The sequence below is a fragment of the Raineyella fluvialis genome, assembly GCF_009646095.1.
Classification (GTDB): Bacteria; Actinomycetota; Actinomycetes; order Propionibacteriales; family Propionibacteriaceae; genus Raineyella; species Raineyella fluvialis.
Window position 1 is genome coordinate 48,044 of record NZ_CP045725.1, and the last position, 17,073, is coordinate 65,116.

Sequence of the window (17,073 nt, forward strand, 5' to 3'; positions counted from 1 at the left end):
TTGCTCCTTTGGTCGCACGTGGGGTGGAAATGTGGGAGGCGCCCCTGCGGGGTCACTGGATCCCGTTGGCCGCCAGGTAGTCCTTGGCGTGGCGCAGACAGCGCGCCGCGTACTCGCTGTCGCCGAGCGTGCGGAGACGCTCCAGATGGGGCTGCTCGATCGACAGGACGATGTCGTCCGGCAGCCGGCGCAGCAGCGGGGCGATGGCGGTGTCGCCCTCCCCCACGTACAGCCGCCTCTCCCGTACCTCGACCCGCAGACCCTCGGTGTCGACCGGCTTGGTGGCCGGGGCATCGCACAGGTGCAGCATCGGGAACCATTCCGGCGGCAGGTCGTCCACCGCCTCGACGGGCGTGTCCGCCCGGTCGAAGTGGTACATGTCGATCAGCATCCCCAGATTGTCGGCACCGCTCTGACGGATCAGCGAGGCCATCGACGCCAGCGTCTTCACCGGCGACAGCACGACGAACTCCGCGACGACCTGCATGTCGTGCTGGGCGGCCAGGTCGGCGACCCGGGCGAGTCCCTCGACCTGCCTCGCCGGATCGGGCGTCCAGATACTTGTCAGCAGGACCTTCGCCCCCAGTTCCGCGCCGCATTCGATGGCGGGCGCGTACCGGTCGTAGTCGACGCCGTCGAGGACCCTGGCCAGCTCGATGTCCCACAGCTGGACGCCGGTCTCCTCCAGCGCCGCCTTGCAGTTGGCATGGAGCCGGGGATCGTGGGCGATGTCGAGCAGCGGCTCCGACTCAAGGCCCATCGGGATGGGACGCAGGCCGACGTAGTCGTAGCCGGTCTGGGCCGCGACGTACACCTGTGCCGAGGGCTCCAGGTCCCCCACCGTCAGGTAAGCGAGCGAGAATTTCCGTGTCATGTCGTGCTTGCCTCAATCAGTGACGGCATGGCCCTTGACACCCTCAGGACTGTAGATGTCGAGGATGTTCCAGTGACCCGCGGTGGGAGTGGGGATGTTGCGCATGGGCACGTCGATGAGGAACGGTTCCTCGGCGGAGAGCGCCTCGGCGAGCACCTCGGCGAAGTGCTCGGCCCCCTCGACCCGCACCGCCTTGATGCCGTAGCCACGGGCGACGGCCGCGTAGTCGATCCACATGTCGTCGCCGTCGACGACCTCGAAGGTGGTGCCGTACGTCGTGCCGTAGTTCGCCTTCTCCAGGCCGGCGATGGTGCCGAAGGCGTTGTTGTTCATCACGACCCAGACGATCGGGATGCGTTCCCGCCGGGCCGTGGCCAGGACCGCCGGGTTCTGCCCGAACCCTCCGTCACCGATCAGGGCGACGACCGGTCGGTCCGGCGCGGCGAGCTTGACCCCGATCGCCGCCGAGGATCCGAAGCCCATCGTGGCGAACCCGCCCGGTGTGACGAAGGTGCCCGGGACGACGATGTCGTACTGCTGACCGACACCGTTCTTGTTCCAGCCGACATCCGTCACGACGTACGTCTCGGCCGGTATCGCCTGGCGCAGGTCCGCCAGGATCCGCGCGGGATTCATCGGGAACTCGTCACTGACCTGGTCCGCGCGGAACCCCTCCTTGCGGGTGGCGCGCTCCTCGGTGATCGACTCCACGATCCCCGGGCGCTGGACCCCGTCGGGGACGATCCGCTTGGCGACCTTCAGCAGCACCCCGAGCGCCTGCTTCAGGTCCGCCACCGCTCCGATCTCAACCGGATAGTTGCGCCCGATCTGCTCCGGGTCGATGTCGATCTGCATCAGCCTCGTGGGCGGCATCCGGAAGGTGAAGTCCTCGTACCAGGAGCTCGAGTCGGCCTCGGCGAAACGGGTGCCCAGACCGAGGATCCAGTCGGCCTCGAGACAGAAATTGTTGGTGAACTTCACCCCCCAGAAGCCGGACATGCCGAGCACGTGCGGGTTGTCGTCGGGGACGGCGCCCTTGCCCATCAGGCTGTGGGCGACGGGCAGGTCGAGCCAGTCGACCAGTGCGGTCAGTTCCGCGGAGGCATCGGCGAGCAGGATGCCGCCCCCCGCGTACACCAGCGGCCGCTCGGCCGCCACGAGGTTGCGGACGATCTGCTCGGCCAGCTCCTCGGTGATGGTCGGCCGCGCGTAGTCGAGGCGGTTGGCCAGGGCGCGGTCGACCAGGGCGCTGTCGATCTCGAGGCTGAACAGGTCCATCGGGACGTCCACCAGCACCGGGCCGGGCCGCCCGGACTCGGCGATTACGAAGGCCCGGTCCAGGATCTCCGGCAACATCTCGGCGCGTTCGACCCGGAAGGCCCGCTTCACGAACGGCCGGTAGATCTCCCACTGGTCGCCGTCGGCGTGGTAGTTGACCTCCTGGTGGGGGTGCTTGCCGAAGTAGTAGGTCGGGACGTCACCGGCGATCACCACCATCGGGATCGAGTCCAGCGCGGCGTTCGCGACGCCGGTCGCGGCGTTCGTCAGGCCCGGGCCCAGGTGTGACAGCACCACAGACGCCTTGCGCGTCACCCGCGCGTAGCCGTCCGCGGCATGGGCGGCGATCTGCTCGTGGCGGACGTTGACGAAGTCGATTGCCGTCGTGCGGGACAGGGCGTCGAGAACGGCGATGTTGGTGTGGCCACACAGGCCGAACACCTTGGTCACGCCGCGGCCTTCCAGATACCGCACGATCTCGTCGGATGCGAGCACCATCTCGGAGTCCTCACTTCTGCTGGGCACGGGGTTCAACCGCGCTGGTCTGGTTCGGGGAGATCACGACGGGCCGGGCCGTCGTAGGTGTAGTTCAGGAACTTCGCCTGCGGGCCCTTGATCCGGCCGCCCTGCTGGGTCTGTTCCCAGGCATGGGCGAGGATCCCGACCGAGCGCGACAGGATGAAGACGCCGCGCCCGAGCTCTGTGGGCAGGCCGAGTTCGCAGTACACGACGGCCGTGGCACCGTCGATGTTCATCGGGATCCGCTTGGCCCGGCCCTGGCTGAGGGCGTCCTCGACCGCGGCGCCGATGACGGCGAACCGTCCCGAGGTCTCGCCGCGGTCCGCCGCCTCGCTGACGAGCTGGAGCAGGCGCGGCGCACGGGGGTCGAGCGGGTGGAACCGGTGCCCGAACCCGGGGAAGTACTTCAGCCCCTGCTCCTTGCGCCGCGCGACGACAGTGGCCGCCGCCTTCGCGAGATCACCGTCGGCGCCCGCCTCGGCCTCCACCTCGTAGTAGATCTCCATGCACTGCTGGCCGGCACCGCCATGGACGTCGTCCAGGACGTTGATCGCCGAGGCCATCGCGCCGTTGAGCCCGGGACCGCAGGTCGCCGCCATCCGCGCGATCGCGATGGACGGCGCCTGGGGGCCGTGATCGACGCTGGAGACGAGGGCCGCCTCCAGCAGTTGCGCTTTCGCGCGCGTCGGCAGCTCACCCATGAGCATCAACCAGATCATCTCGGGAAAGGTGATCCGGCCGATCAGCTGCTCGATCGGGTACCCGCGCATGGCGATCTCGCCGGGGTGGATGTCCACGATGGACGTCGTCCACCACTTCCTCGCCTCGTCGAGCAGGGCCTCGGGATCCTCGGTGCTCATCGGTGCGTCGCCTTCCCGCGTCACTCGACGGTGAAGGCTGCGTCGGTCGGGCTCGCCTCACCCTCGGGTTCCAGCGCGGGATCGTAGAACTCGCCGAAGAGCTCGGCATCGGAGGGACGGTCGGTCTCGATCCGGCGCGAGACCCAGGTGGTGTTCATGTAGTGCTTGAGTGAGACGTTCTCACTGATGATGTTGCCGCCCCAGGTGCCGCAGCCCATCGATGAGGTCATCGGCATGCCGTTGTTGAACGCACCCGCGTTGGCCCGCGAGTTCGGCTGGTTCACCATGATCCGCGACACCGGCATGATGCGGCCGAAGTAGTCGATGTGGGCGTCATCGTTGGAGGAGATGCCGCAGCTGTGGCCCTTGCCGCCGACGTCGAAGAGCTGGAGGGCGAGGTCGACACCGTCCTCGAACGACCCGTCGTACGGGTGGACGGCCATCAGGGTGGTGAGCTTCTCCTTGCAGAAGTTGTGCTCGGGTCCGATCCCGGTTCCCTCGACGAAGATGAACGTCGACTCATCCGGGATCTCGAAGCCCGCCGCCCGGGCCAGCTTCTGCGGGGAGATCGCGACGGTGTCGGCGAGCCGATGGCCCTCCTGGTCCCACATCACCTTGTCCAGCGCGGCCCGCTGGTCGGCGTCGGCACGGAAGCCACCCACTTCCGCCAGGGCGTCGAGCATCTCCTGGTACTTCGCACGGGGCACGAGAACGTTGCCGTCGGCCGAGCACCCGGAGCCGTAGTCGGAGGTCTTGGACAGCATGCAGTTCATCGCGGTCGCCTTGACGTCGGCGGTCTCGTCGAGGAACTCGGTGGCGTTGCCGGCTCCGACCCCGTACGCGGGCTTGCCGGAGCTGTACGCCTGACGAACCAGCGCCTGGCCGCCGGTGGCGATGATCAGATCGGAGCGCTTCATCAGCTCCTGGCTCACCAACAGGCTGGGCTGGGTGATGCACTGCAGGATGTCGGCCGGAGCGCCTTCCGCCTCGAGGGCCTCACGCATCAGCCGGACCGTCTCGTAGGTGGTGTCCTTGGAGCGGGGGTGGGGCGAGAAGATGACCACGTCGCGGGCCTTGATCGCGTAGATCGCGTTGCCGGCGGGCGTCAGGTCCGGGTTGGTGGTCGGGACGATGCAGCCGATGATGCCGGCCGGCTTGCCGTACTTGACCAGGCCCTTCTCCGGGATCTCCTCCACGACGCCGACGCTCGGCTGACGCAGCGCGTCCCGCAGCACCCCCCGGATCTTCATCCGCTTGTTCATCCGGCTGTTGTAGTCACCGAGCCCGGACTCCTGGATGCCCATCTCCACCAGCCGGTGGAAGGTCGTGGTGTTCGCGACAGCCCAAGCGACCGCCTGGCAGAGCCGGTCGACCCTCGCCTGGTCATACGTCTCGATGACTGCCAACGCCTGGCGCGCCTTCGCGAACAGATCGTCCAGTTCCTGGACCTGTTCGGGGGTCATCTCCTTGCGCTTCTTCTCTTCGGCCACTTCGCTGTGCCCTCTCTCACTGGCGCGCGCTCAGCTGAAGAGGCGACGCCGCCGGACGATGCGTGAACCGGAGCACACAGTCTCTGCGCTGTGAACTAACCAGTTCATGAGTTCCAAGATACCCATTTCTGACGAGAAGTCCATGAGATTCAGGACACAACGTGGCCGCCGGCCCAGACGGGTGCCGTCCCAGGTTCACAAGCCGTAATAACCAGTTCGTTAATTCCGTCACATCCTCTCCCCCCAGGCGCTCCGGGACCTTACGCTGACGGTTGTAGCCACGGCGCGGTGGCCGCTACGCACGTCGAGAACCCAGACGGACGGCCCCGGCGCCTCGACAGGAGTCGGCATGACTGAGCAGAACTGGGACGACCACTACGACCTCGTGGTGCTGGGTACCGGCGCAGCCGGACTCAGCGCCTCCCTCACGGCCGCCAACGAGGGACTCCGGGTCCTGACCCTGGAGAAGTCGGATTACTACGGCGGCACGACCTGCTACTCGGCCGGCACCTGCTGGGTGCCCGGGAGCAGCTACGTCGAAGCAGCGGGCCTGCACAACGATCTGGCGAAGGCCGAGACCTACCTCGACGCGCTCGTGGGTGAGCGTGGTCCCAAGGACATGTGGATGTCCTACCTGACCAACGGCCCGACCATGATCGACTACATGGAGACCATGGGCGTGCGATGGATCCCGTTCCCCGGCTTCGTCGACTACTACCCGGAGCTCGAGGGCTCCGGTCGCGGCTACCGCGCCCTGGAGCCCGAGCCTTTCGACGGCAAGAAGCTGGGCAAGCTCGCCTTCTCCCACCTGCGTGGGCCGGTCCCCGAGTTCGCCCTCTTCGGCGGCTCCCTGATGGTGCGCCGCACCGAGGTCACCAAACTGCTGCACCTCTTCGACGGTGTCGGACTCCAGCGCCTCCAGGTCCTGACGACCGCCCTGCGGCTGGGCATCCCCTGGTTCCTCGACCTGCTCCGCGGCTGGCCGCGCGGCACCCGGATGGTGATGGGCAACGCCCTGATCGCCAGGCTGTACCACGAGTACACGAGCCGTGGCGGCACGCTGTGGCTGAACGCCAACACCACCGAACTCGTGACCGAAAACGGCCGGGTGACCGGCGCCGTCGTCGAGTACAGGGGCGTCCCACGCCGCGTCGAGGCGCGCCGCGGCGTGGTGATGGCCGCCGGTGGCTTCCCCGCCTCCCCCGAGCTGCGCAACAAGTACCTGCGCGGTCCGGCCGCTGAGTTCACCCGGGCCGCCGACACCTGCACCGGCGACACCTTCGCGCTCGCCGAGGCCGCCGGGGCGATCCTCGGCCCCCAGGACGAGAACGGGGCCCTCTGGTTCCCGAGCTCGGTCGGCTACCGCAAGGACGGCTCACTGGCGGTCTTCCCACACATCTGGGACCGGGCCAAGCCCGGCATGATCGCCGTCAACGCCGCTGGCAAGCGGTTCACCGACGAGGCCCGCTCGTACAACCACTTCGTCCGCGGCATGTACGAGTCCGACGAGGCCGGCGTTCCCACCGTCCCGGCCTACCTCGTGGCCGATCACGACCACATGATGAAGTACGGCCTCGGGATGATCTACCCCGCCTCCACAGGGCCGCTGATGAGCCACTGGCTGAAGTCGGGCTACATCGTCCGGGACCGCACGCTGGCCGGCCTGGCGACGAAGATCGGTGTCGACGCGGCCGGTCTGGAGGCGACCGTCGAGCGGTACAACGCCGACTGCGAGAAGGGCGTCGACACGGAGTTCGGCAAGGGCTCCAGCGAATACAGCCCTCAGTACGGCGACCCGAAGGTCTCCCCCAACGTCAACCTGGGACCGGTGGCCACCGGCCCGTTCTACGCGATGGCCGTCTACCCGACGCCGCTGTCCACCGGTCGCGGCCTGCTGATCAACCCGCAGGGCCAGTGCCTGGACGCCGAGGGGACCCCTGTCGAGGGCCTGTACGCCTGCGGTTCCGACGCCCAGCAGGTGTTCGGGGTGCAGTACCCCGGCGGTGGATGCCAGGTCGGCGCCGGGATGATCTTCGGCTTCCTGATCGGCAAGCACGCCGCCGGCCACCCGGTCGACCAGCACACCGCGGGCCAGCCGGTGAGGGCCTGAGGTGGACGCCGCCACCTGCGGCCCGCTCGGCCTGTCGGCGCTCACGGTGCTCGACGCGCCGCCGCCGGACACCGTGACCGCCGCCGCGGCGGCGGGGTTCGACGCGGTCGGTGTCCGGGTCTTCCCCGCAGGCACCGAGCCCGCCTGGCCGATGATCGGCGACACGCCGATGCTGCGCGAGACCGTCCGCCGGATCGCCGACACGGGCATCACCCTGTGGGACATCGAGGTGCTCCGGCTGCGCGAGGACAAGACCCTCGAGGAGCAGCTCGCGATCCTCGACGCCGGTCACGCACTGGGAGCCCGCTATGTGCTGGTCAACGTGAACGACGCGGATCCGTCCAGACGCCTCGACCGGCTGAACCTGCTGGCCGGCGAGGCCGCCGCCCGTGGACTCACCCTGGCTGTGGAGTACATGGTGTTCACCGAGATCCGTACGCTCACCGACGCCGTCGCCCTCGTCCGCGAGGTGGAGGGGCCGGCGGTGGTGCTGCCCGACTCACTGCACGTCGCCCGGTCCGGAGGCACCCTCGCCGAACTGGCTGGGCTTCCCACCGCGTTGGTGCCGTACGCGCAACTGTGCGACACCGTCACGGAACCGGCCCCCGCGACTCCCGAGGAGGCTCTGGCCGAGGCCCGTACGGCTCGCCGGCTGCCCGGCGACGGTGATCTGGCGCTGAAGGACTTCGTCGGGGCACTTCCCGCCGGCACCGTGCTGACCGTCGAGGCCCCCGTCCGGGACCTTCCCCTGCAGGAACGCTGCGTCGCGGCCCTCGCGTCGCTGCGATCCTGCCTGTCGTGATCGACCACGGAAGGAGCAAGCAGCGTTGTTCCAGGCGGCGTTGTTCCACGGCGTGCCCGCGCTCGGCGCGACGGCTCTGGCGCTGATGGCGCTGGGCGGCCTGCTCATCGGGTTCTCGAAGACCAGCTTCGGGGGCCTAGGGGCGGTCGCCAGCGCCGTCTACGCGCTCAGCATGCCGGCGCGCGAGTCCACGGCAGTGGTCCTGCTGCTCCTGCTGACCGGGGACCTGATCGCGCTGCTCTCCTACGGGCGGCATGTCCGGTGGCGCGTGCTCGGGCAGCTACTGCCGGCGGTGCTGCCGGGCCTGTTGCTGGGGGCGGTGTTCATCCGCCTCGTCGACGACGTGCTGATGCGGCGCAGCATCGCGGTGGTGCTGCTGGCGATGGTGGTGGTGCGCCTGGTGCAGGGACGGTTGCGCCCTGCGACGACCCCGACCGAGGGACGTGGACACTGGGCGGTCGCGGCGGGCGCCGGGCTCACGGCGGGGTTCACCACCATGGTGGCGAACGCCGCCGCCCCCGTGATGTCGCTCTACCTGCTCGCCCAGCGCTTCGACAAGCGGCGCTTCCTCGCCACGAACGCCTGGTTCTTCGCGACCGTCAACCTGTGCAAGGTCCCGTTCGCGGCCTCCGTGGGGTTGTTCACTCCCCTCGTGTTCGGCGTGACCCTGGTCATGCTGCCGGCCGTGCTCGTCGGCGCGGCGGTCGGCCGGCTCATCATCCGCCGCGTGACGCAGCAGCAGTTCGAGCTGGTGACCGTCCTCGCCACGGCGGCTGCCTCGGTGCTGCTGCTGGTGCGATGAGCCGGCCGGCCCGGCCCCGGGTCGATCAGTCGAAGATCGGCCCGGTGGTCCGCGACCGCTTCAGCTCGTAGAAGCCGTCGTATTCGGTGACAAGGGAGACACCGTCGAAGAGGCGACCGGCCTGCTCGCCCTTGGGGGCGGGCGAGATCACCGGGCCGAAGAGCGACTTGCCGTTGATCCGGACCACCGGCGTCCCGACCTCGTTGCCCACCGGGTCCATCCCCTCGTGGTGCGACCGGCGCAGGGCGGCGTCGTTGGCGTCCGTCTCCGCCGCGTCGGCGAGCTCAGCGGGAAGGCCGACCTCGGCCAGGGCCGCCTCGAGGGTCGCCCGGTCCCGCGTCTCACCCTTGGGGTGGAAACGGGTGCCCACCGCGGTGTAGAACTCACGCAGCTTCTCCGAGCCGTACTGCTCCTCGACGGCCAGCGCGAGACGGGCCGATCCCCACGCGCCGGCGAGGAACGTCTTGTAGTCGTCCGGCAGTTCGTCGCGCCCCTCGTTGAGGACCGACAGGCTCATCACGTGGAAGACCGTGTGCACGGGGCGCACCTTCTCGACCTCGAGCATCCATCGGGAGGTCATCCAGGCCCACGGGCACTGCGGATCGAACCAGAAGTCGACCTGCTGGAGGGCATCGGACCGATCGGAGTCGTGGAGAGTCATGTGCCCAGAATAGGAAGCCCGTCGGATGAGCCAACCCGGTGTTCCTTCCGCCGCCGCGACCTCAGCGCAGCCTCGGGACGCAGATTCCGGGTGGCTGCTGGGTCGTGTTCCTCAGGAAACGACGCCCGAGTCGCTAATCTGACCAGTGTCGCAGGGGTTTCGCCCCGGACAGCCTGCCCGCAGGCTCCCGTCGACATGAAGGTGACACCGTGTACTCCGAGAACATCACGCGCGAGGAAGCCCGCGCGCGGGCCGAACTGGTCCGCACCGATGCCTACCGGGTCCTGGTCGACCTCACCGGACGGGCCCCCGACGGTTCCGGTCTCGCCGACCCGGAGGCCACCTTCGTCTCCCGGTCGACGGTCTCGTTCAGCAGCGGCGCCGGCGAGACGTGGATCGACCTGATCGCCGAGCAGGTCCTCGAGGCGACGCTCGACGGCCAGCCGCTCGACACCGGCGCGTACGACGGGGCGAGGCTCCCACTGATCCTCGGCGAGGGCACCCACGAACTCACGGTCGTCGGGTTGTGCCGCTACTCGCACACCGGCGAGGGGCTGCACCGCTTCCTCGACCCCGCCGACCAGCACCTCTACCTCTACACGCAGTTCGAGGTGGCGGACGCCCGGCGGATGTACGCCAACTTCGAGCAGCCCAGCCTCAAAGCGACGTTCCAACTGTCGGTGGTGGCACCGCAGAACTGGACGGTCATCTCCAACGCGCCGTCCACCGACCCCGTGGTCGTGCCCGAGGACGATGCCCTGCACGGCTGGGACGTCTGGGGCCAGCCGTACGCGCGTTGGGACTTCGCCCCGACCGTACGGATCTCGACGTATCTCACCGCCCTGGTCGCGGGCAACTACCACCGCGTGCACGACACGTACTCCGGCCCGAACGGCGACATCCCGCTGTCCCTGCTCTGCCGCGAGTCGATGGTCCCGCACCTCGACGCGGACCGGATCTTCGCCACCACCAAGCAGGGCTTCGCCGTCTTCGAGGCCGCCTTCGGCACGCCCTACCCGTTCGGGACGTACGACCAGTCGTTCGTCCCCGAGTTCAACGCCGGCGCGATGGAGAACGCGGGCTGCGTCACCCACCGCGACGACTACCTCTTCCGCTCCCGGGTGACGGCCGCGGCGTACGAGAACCGCGACAACACGATCCTGCACGAGATGGCCCACATGTGGTTCGGCGACCTCGTGACGATGTCGTGGTGGGACGACCTGTGGCTGAACGAGTCGTTCGCCGAGTGGGCCTCGCACTTCGCGATGGCCGAGTACCACGAGCACCCGGAGCAGCCGTGGGTGACGTTCGCCAACCAGCGCAAGACCTGGGCCTACCGGCAGGACCAGTTGCCGACCACCCACCCGATCGCCGCGGACATGGTCGACCTGCTGGCGGTCGAGTCCAACTTCGACGGCATCACGTACGCCAAGGGCGCCTCCGCCCTGCGCCAACTCGTCGCGTACGTGGGCCGCGACAACTTCCTCGCCGGGGTCCGCCGCTACTTCGCCGATCATGCATACGGCAACACCACGCTGCAGGACCTGTTCGACGCTCTCGAAGTCGCCTCCGGCCGCGACCTGTCCGGCTGGGCCGCCCAATGGCTGCAGATCCCCGGCGTGAGCACCCTGGCGGCGGATTTCGATTGTGACGCCGAGGGCCGCTTCACCCGCTTCGCCGTTCGCCAGTACGTGCCGCAGGCCTACCCCGTGCCCCGCATGCACCGGATGGCGATCGGCCTCTACAACCGGGTCGACGACCACGCCATCACCCGCACCTCGCGGGTGGAGATCGACATCGATGGCGAGGTGGTCGATGTCGTCGAGCTGGTGGGCGCCCAGCGCCCCGATCTCGTCCTGCTCAACGACGACGACCTCACGTACGCAAAGGTCCGCCTCGACGGTCAGTCGCTGGCGACGGTCGTGCACCACGTCGGCGAGATCGATTCGGCCCTGGCGCGCGCCGTCTGCTGGGGGGCCGCCTGGGACATGACGCGGGACGGCGAGATGCTCGCCGCCGACTACCTGAGCATGGTGCTCGGGGCGGTCGGCCGGGAGACCGATCCGACCGCGGTCCAGCGGACCCTCGGGCAGGCACTCACCGCGATCACCTTCTACACGCCCGCCGAACAGCGCCCCCGGCTCACCCGGGACCTGGAGGTCGGGCTCGCCCACCTCGTCGCCGGCGCGGAGCGGGGCTCGGACCCCCAGCTCACCTTCGTCCGGACCCTGGCCGCCTCGGCCACCAGTGACGCGGCCGCCGAGGTGGTCCGGGCCTGGTTCGCCGGCGAGGAGCCGGTCCCCGGCCTGGAGATCGACACCGATCTGCGCTGGCACCTGCTCACCCAACTCGCGCGTCTCGGCGTGGTGGGCACCGCGGAGATCGACGCGGAACTCGAGCGGGACCGCACGATCAGCGGCGAGCAGAATGCCGCCGCCGCGCGGGCGGCGCTGCCGGACGCGACCGACAAGGCCGAGGCGTGGCGTCTCGCCACCGCCGCCGACATCCCGAACGAGACGCAGCGCAGCATCTGCCTGTCCTTCTGGCGCCCCGGGCAGGAGGAGCTCCTGCGTCCGTACGCCGAGCGGTTCCTCGACGTCATCGAGCTGATGGGCGCCGGCTCGGCCGGTTGGGACAAGAAGGGCATCGCCCTGCGCGAGAACGTGCTCAAGCACCTCTTCCCCTCCCTGATCGCTGATGAGGCGTTCCTGGCCCGGCTGGACGCCTTCCTCGCTGAGCACGAACTGACGACGCCGATCCGCCGGTCCTTGTCGGAGTCCCGCGACGACGCGCTGCGAGCGCTGCACGCCCAGTCGGTGGCCCGTGCCCACCTGGCCACCCGGCAGCCCCACGAGGAACCCTCGCAGCTCGCCATCGGGGAGGAGCCGGGCGACGGATCGGGGGCTCCGGCGGAGGACGTCCCGGCCATCGGCGAGGAATCGACCACCATCGCTGGGCTCCCCCGCGGTGCCGCGGGGGAAGGAGACGGGACCCCGGAGCCCGAGGTCGACGACGATCCCACCAACCAGAACCTGCGCCCGATCACCGAGCCGATCAACAGCGAGGACTGACCGCCGTGCCCTCGCTCGACCGGGTCGTCGCCACGTTGGAGTCGTGGTACCCCCCGGCGACGGCCGAGTCCTGGGACAGTGTGGGGCTTGTCGTGGGCGACCGCAGCCGCCCGGTCACGCGCATCCTGTGCACCGTCGACGTCACCCTGCCCGTCGTCGAGCAGGCGATCAGCACCGGCGCCGATCTGATCGTCGCGCACCACCCCCTGCTGCTGCGCGGCGTCCACCAGGTCACCGCCGACGACCCCAAAGGGGCGATGGTGCTCCGCCTGGCCGAGCACCGGATCGGGCTGTGGGCCGGACACACCAACGCGGACATCGCGCCGGGCGGGGTGGGCGAGGCCCTGGCCGAGGCACTCGGCCTGGTCGACCTGCGCCCGATGGTGGACCGCCCAGCGCGAGGACTCGACAACCTGGTGACGTTCGTGCCACCCGATCACCTCGAGGCGCTCGTCGCCGCCCTCTCCGCCGCCGGTGCCGGGCACGTCGGAACGTACGACTCCTGTCACTTCGCCGCGCCGGGCATGGGATCGTTCCGGCCGCTGGAGGGTTCCTCGCCGTTCATCGGCAGCGTCGGGGAGGTCGAGCACGTACCGGAGATGCGCCTGGAGATGGTGCTGCCCCGGTCACGGCGTGCGGACGTGATCACCGCCCTGCTGGGGGCCCATCCGTACGAGACACCGGCCTGGCACATCGTCGAGACCGCGCCGGGGCTGGCCACGTCGGGCCTCGGCCGCGTCGGCGTCCTGGCGCGGGAGATGTCGCTGGCGCTGTTCGGACAGCAGGTCGCCGACGCGATCCCGGCCACCGCCGGCGGGGTGAGGATCGGCGGCGATCCGCAGCGGACGATCCGCCGGGTGGCGGTGCTCGCGGGAGCCGGGGATTCGCTGCTGGAGGAGGCCCGGGGACTGGGTGTCGACTGCTACGTGACGTCAGACCTGCGCCACCACCCGGCCGGGGAGTTCCTGGAACGTACGCAGCTGGACCCGCATGCACCGGCGCTGGTCGACATCAGTCACTGGGCGGCGGAGTGGACCTGGCTGCCGGTGCTGGCCGAGAGGCTGCGGGGCGCGTTCGACGACGTCGGCGTCGAGGTCAGCACGCTGGTCACCGACCCCTGGTCGGCGACCTTCCATGCCGGGGGCTGAGGACCGAGGGCCGATTCAGCGGTCGACGCTCGGCCGCAGGTGCTGACTGGCCTGGGAGCGCGCCGCCTCCCCGAGCTGGATGATGCCGCCCACCAGGCCGCCGGCGAGATCCCCCGCAGCGAAGCTGGAGGCCATCGTGGCGGTGGCGAAGGCGCACGAGGAGTCGGCCAGGGTGCGTGCCGCCCGGACGCCGGTCACCACCGACACCTCATGGAGCTGCGGGTCGACGTACACGAGAACGGCGCGGTCCCGGTCGGCCAGGGTGGCGTGCAGAGCGCGGGCGCGCCCGTCGACGCCACCCTCGGCCCCGTGCTCGGCGAGGTAGGCGACGAAGGTGTACCCGGAGATCTCCTCGGCCTGCTGGATGGCCCAGGCCACCCGCTTGACGTCACTCGGGGAGAGTCGGTCACCAATGAGCATGGCTACCGCCGGCGCCTTCCTCGGTGTCGGACCCGCTCGTCACCGCGGGGGTCTGCCGTCCGGAGCCGCCGATCATCAGCGGCTCGGTCGGCGGATGGAGGGAGCGATCCTCCTTGCCGATCATCGAGGCCAACTGGATGACCGCGATCACGATGAAGACGGCGGCCGGCAGGAAGAGGATCCAGACCAGCTCGTGCACCAAGGGGACGGCAGGGGCCTGCGGCCAGCCGGGGAGGTTGTCCAACGGGACGAGTCCGGCCGTCAGGGGGGCGATCACAGTCACGAGGTCACTCACGTAATCTAACGTACTGCAGTCGGTGGTCCCGCGGGTGATGCCGATCCAGATCGGCACCCGTGCGGAACCCGCACATGACGATGACGCCCGGAGATGGGTGGGGACGGAGGAGCCGGTGGCTGCGGAGGAACGTACGGAGGCCCCTCCGCGGGTGGTGATGGACGCGGACGAGATCTCCCGAGCCATCATCCGGATGGCGCACCAGGTGCTGGAGAACGACCACGACGTTCCGCGCCTGATCGTGGTGGGCCTGCCCACCCGCGGTGTCCCGCTCGCCCGGCGTCTCGCCGCCGCGATGGAGGACATCGAGGGCCACACCGTGCCCATCGGTGAACTGGACGTCACCTTCTACCGTGACGACCTCCGCCGCCAGCCCACACGCTCCATCGGCCCCACCCGGATGCCGGGCCCGATCGACGACGCGGTCGTCATCCTCGTCGACGACGTGCTCTATTCGGGCCGTACGGTGTCCGCCGCCCTCGAGGCCCTGAAGGACATCGGGCGACCCCGGGCCGTACGGCTCGCCGTCCTGGTCGACCGTGGCCACCGCGAGCTGCCGATCCGGGCCGACGTCGTCGGCAAGGAACTCGCGACCGCCTCCGACGAAAGGGTCGGCGTCCAACTGGAGGAGACCGACGGCGTCACCCGAGTGACCATCTCCCGGCTGCGCAGGGCTCCTGACCCGCTCCCCTGACCGCCCGGTCCCGAACGCCCGGTCCTGAGGGCCGGGTGCACGCCTCGTCCCGTCCGGATCGCCGCCGGGCGCGCGCCGTGGTGATAGCGTGCTCTACCACCTGCTCGGCGGTGGCACGCCCGCCTCTCGCGGCGACTCGACCCTGTCGGCTCAGCCGGCGGACAGGAAGGACCCGACCCACATGACTGTCACGGCACTCAGCGCCAGTGTCCCGGCCCAGCTGCTCATCACCGGGGTGACCCTCCCCGACGGATCCACCGCGGACGTGTACGTGGACGGCCCGGTCTTCGGTGACCCCTCCTCGGCGCCGGCCGACGTGGCACGACTGGACGGTTCCGGACTGATCGCCCTGCCCGGGCTGGTCGACCCCCACGTCCACCTGCGCGAGCCGGGCCGCGAGGACGCCGAGACCATCCGCACCGGCACCGCGGCGGCCGCCCGGGGCGGGTTCACCGCCGTCCAGGCGATGGCGAACACCTCCCCGGTGACCGACACCGCCGAGCTCGCCTGTGCGATGGCCGCGACCGCCGCGGAGCACGCCGCCTGCGTCGTGATCCCCTGTGGTGCGATCACCCAACGGCTGGCCGGTGAGCACCTCGCCGAGCTCGAACCGATCCACCGGGCGGCCGGCACGATGTGCTTCTCCGACGACGGGAAGTGCGTCGCGGACTCCCAGCTCATGCGCGAGGCCTTCGAAGAGGTCCGGGCCTTCGACGGGGTGCTGGCCCAGCACGCCCAGGATCCGCGGCTGGCCGGCCCTGACGCCTGCTGTCACGAGGGTGAACTCTCCGCCCGGCTCGGGCTTCCTGGCTGGACGACGGCTGCCGAGTCGGCGATCGTCGCCCGTGACGTCGAACTCGCCGCTCTCACCGGAGCCCGCTACCACGTCTGCCATGTCTCCGCTCAGCCGACCCTGGACGTGATTCGCGCGGCCAAGGCCCGCGGCGTACGGATCACGGCCGAGGCCACGCCGCACCATCTGCTGCTGACGACCGACCTGCTCGCCGACCTCGACACCACGTTCAAGGTCAACCCGCCGCTGCGGCCGGCCGAGCATGTCGAGGCCCTGCGGGCCGCGGTGGCCGACGGCACGGTCGACATGATCGGCACCGACCATGCCCCGCACGCACCCCAGGACAAGGCCAAGGCCTTCGTCGCCGCCAGCCCTGGGATGGTGGGTCTCGAGCAGTCCCTGGCCGTCGTGATCGACACGCTGGTCCGCCCGGGCCGGCTGGACTGGGCCGGGGTCGCCGACCGGATGGCGCACTCCCCGGCCGCCCTGCTCGGTCTGACGGACCAGGGCCGCCCGGTCGCCCCCGGCGAGCCCGCGAACCTCTGCCTGGTCGATCCCGAGGCCCGCCACGCCGTCGATCCGACGGACACGGAGTCGCGCTCCCGCAACAACCCCTACGCCGGCCGCGATCTGCCCGACCCCGTACGCCTCACCGTGTGCCTCGGGCACGTCACCTACCGCCGCTGACCCTGAAGGGATCCCGATGAGCGAGAACGCCACCCCCGAGAACGAGTCCGTTCCCCAGCAGTCCGCTCCCGAGCCGCCGCAGGACACCCGCACCCCGTACGAACGCATGGGCGGCGCGGAAACCTTCCGGGCGATCGTGCACCGCTTCTACGAGAACGTCCGCACGACCCCCGATCTGCACGCCATGTACCCGGAGGAGGATCTCGGCCCGGCGGAGGACCGGCTGAGGATGTTCCTCGAACAGTACTGGGGTGGCCCCGGCACGTACTCCGAGCAGCGAGGCCACCCGCGCCTGCGGATGCGCCACACCCCGTTCAAGGTGACCCCGACCCAGCGGGACAACTGGTTGGAGTGCATGCACGACGCCGTCGGCTCGGTCGAGATGGACAAGGCGGCCCGCGACGAGCTGTGGAACTACCTGGTCCGCGCCGCCGACTCGATGATCAACGCCTTCGAAGGCGAGGACATGACCCCGCCGCAGGGCCGCAATCTGCTCTGAGAGCCGCTGCTGGCCCGGGACCGGAGGGCCGGAAGCCTTGGGTCCGGGCCCCCGGTGCTCCTAGGCTCGC

General features: G+C 69.9%; 15 protein-coding genes. 8 read left to right on the plus strand and 7 right to left on the minus strand.

Annotated features, from left to right (window positions below):
* Positions 1 to 52: 52 nt before the first annotated feature.
* The 4 genes from Rai3103_RS00175 to Rai3103_RS00190 are packed head-to-tail and all read right to left on the minus strand — an operon-like array spanning position 53 to position 5,021.
* Entirely contained in the window at positions 53 to 874 is an 822-nt protein-coding gene (locus Rai3103_RS00175; protein ID WP_153570871.1) for a sugar phosphate isomerase/epimerase family protein, read from the minus strand.
* A gap of 12 nt (positions 875 to 886) precedes the next feature.
* A complete protein-coding gene (locus Rai3103_RS00180; RefSeq protein ID WP_153570872.1) occupies positions 887 to 2,650 on the minus strand; it encodes a thiamine pyrophosphate-binding protein in 1,764 nt (587 codons plus the stop codon).
* A gap of 32 nt (positions 2,651 to 2,682) precedes the next feature.
* Positions 2,683 to 3,531 carry a citryl-CoA lyase gene (locus tag Rai3103_RS00185; RefSeq protein ID WP_153570873.1) on the minus strand — a complete coding sequence of 283 codons (849 nt, stop codon included), beginning with the start codon at positions 3,529 to 3,531 and terminating at the stop codon, positions 2,683 to 2,685.
* A 20-nt stretch (positions 3,532 to 3,551) separates the two neighbouring features.
* The gene (locus tag Rai3103_RS00190) at positions 3,552 to 5,021 is read right to left on the minus strand and encodes an aldehyde dehydrogenase family protein (RefSeq protein ID WP_228489030.1); all 1,470 of its coding nucleotides are present in this window, start codon (positions 5,019 to 5,021) and stop codon (positions 3,552 to 3,554) included.
* A 349-nt stretch (positions 5,022 to 5,370) separates the two neighbouring features.
* Here Rai3103_RS00190 and Rai3103_RS00195 point away from each other — a divergent pair, with 349 nt between their 5' ends.
* The 3 genes from Rai3103_RS00195 to Rai3103_RS00205 are packed head-to-tail and all read left to right on the plus strand — an operon-like array spanning position 5,371 to position 8,735.
* Positions 5,371 to 7,131 carry an FAD-dependent oxidoreductase gene (locus Rai3103_RS00195; protein WP_153570874.1) on the plus strand — a complete coding sequence of 587 codons (1,761 nt, stop codon included), beginning with the start codon at positions 5,371 to 5,373 and terminating at the stop codon, positions 7,129 to 7,131.
* Position 7,132: 1 nt separating this feature from the next.
* Complete coding sequence (locus Rai3103_RS00200; protein ID WP_153570875.1) at positions 7,133 to 7,933, plus strand: sugar phosphate isomerase/epimerase family protein; 801 nt, start codon at positions 7,133 to 7,135, stop codon at positions 7,931 to 7,933.
* 25 nt (positions 7,934 to 7,958) lie between these two features.
* On the plus strand, positions 7,959 to 8,735 hold the full coding sequence (locus Rai3103_RS00205) for a sulfite exporter TauE/SafE family protein (RefSeq protein ID WP_153570876.1): 777 nt from the start codon (positions 7,959 to 7,961) through the stop codon (positions 8,733 to 8,735).
* 25 nt (positions 8,736 to 8,760) lie between these two features.
* Here Rai3103_RS00205 and Rai3103_RS00210 read toward each other — a convergent pair whose 3' ends face one another.
* A complete protein-coding gene (locus Rai3103_RS00210; RefSeq protein WP_153570877.1) occupies positions 8,761 to 9,396 on the minus strand; it encodes a mycothiol-dependent nitroreductase Rv2466c family protein in 636 nt (211 codons plus the stop codon).
* A 209-nt stretch (positions 9,397 to 9,605) separates the two neighbouring features.
* Here Rai3103_RS00210 and pepN point away from each other — a divergent pair, with 209 nt between their 5' ends.
* A complete protein-coding gene (gene pepN, locus Rai3103_RS00215) occupies positions 9,606 to 12,467 on the plus strand; it encodes an aminopeptidase N (RefSeq protein WP_153570878.1) in 2,862 nt (953 codons plus the stop codon).
* A gap of 5 nt (positions 12,468 to 12,472) precedes the next feature.
* Positions 12,473 to 13,615, plus strand: a complete 1,143-nt coding sequence (locus Rai3103_RS00220; RefSeq protein WP_153570879.1) for a Nif3-like dinuclear metal center hexameric protein — start codon at positions 12,473 to 12,475, stop codon at positions 13,613 to 13,615.
* Between the two features lie 15 nt (positions 13,616 to 13,630).
* Here Rai3103_RS00220 and Rai3103_RS00225 read toward each other — a convergent pair whose 3' ends face one another.
* Entirely contained in the window at positions 13,631 to 14,035 is a 405-nt protein-coding gene (locus Rai3103_RS00225; protein ID WP_153570880.1) for a DUF5130 family protein, read from the minus strand.
* The gene (locus Rai3103_RS00230; RefSeq protein WP_153570881.1) at positions 14,022 to 14,330 is read right to left on the minus strand and encodes a hypothetical protein; all 309 of its coding nucleotides are present in this window, start codon (positions 14,328 to 14,330) and stop codon (positions 14,022 to 14,024) included. The genes Rai3103_RS00225 and Rai3103_RS00230 overlap by 14 nt, the downstream gene beginning before the upstream one ends.
* A 115-nt stretch (positions 14,331 to 14,445) precedes the next feature.
* Here Rai3103_RS00230 and pyrR point away from each other — a divergent pair, with 115 nt between their 5' ends.
* The 3 genes from pyrR (at position 14,446) to Rai3103_RS00245 (ending at position 17,003) form a co-directional block, all read left to right on the plus strand.
* Positions 14,446 to 15,024: a bifunctional pyr operon transcriptional regulator/uracil phosphoribosyltransferase PyrR gene (pyrR, locus tag Rai3103_RS00235; RefSeq protein WP_228489031.1), complete on the plus strand. Its 579-nt coding sequence runs from the start codon at positions 14,446 to 14,448 to the stop codon at positions 15,022 to 15,024.
* 181 nt (positions 15,025 to 15,205) lie between these two features.
* Complete coding sequence (locus Rai3103_RS00240) at positions 15,206 to 16,504, plus strand: dihydroorotase (RefSeq protein WP_153570883.1); 1,299 nt, start codon at positions 15,206 to 15,208, stop codon at positions 16,502 to 16,504.
* A 16-nt stretch (positions 16,505 to 16,520) separates the two neighbouring features.
* The gene (locus Rai3103_RS00245) at positions 16,521 to 17,003 is read left to right on the plus strand and encodes a globin (protein WP_153570884.1); all 483 of its coding nucleotides are present in this window, start codon (positions 16,521 to 16,523) and stop codon (positions 17,001 to 17,003) included.
* The last annotated feature ends 70 nt before the right edge of the window (positions 17,004 to 17,073 follow it).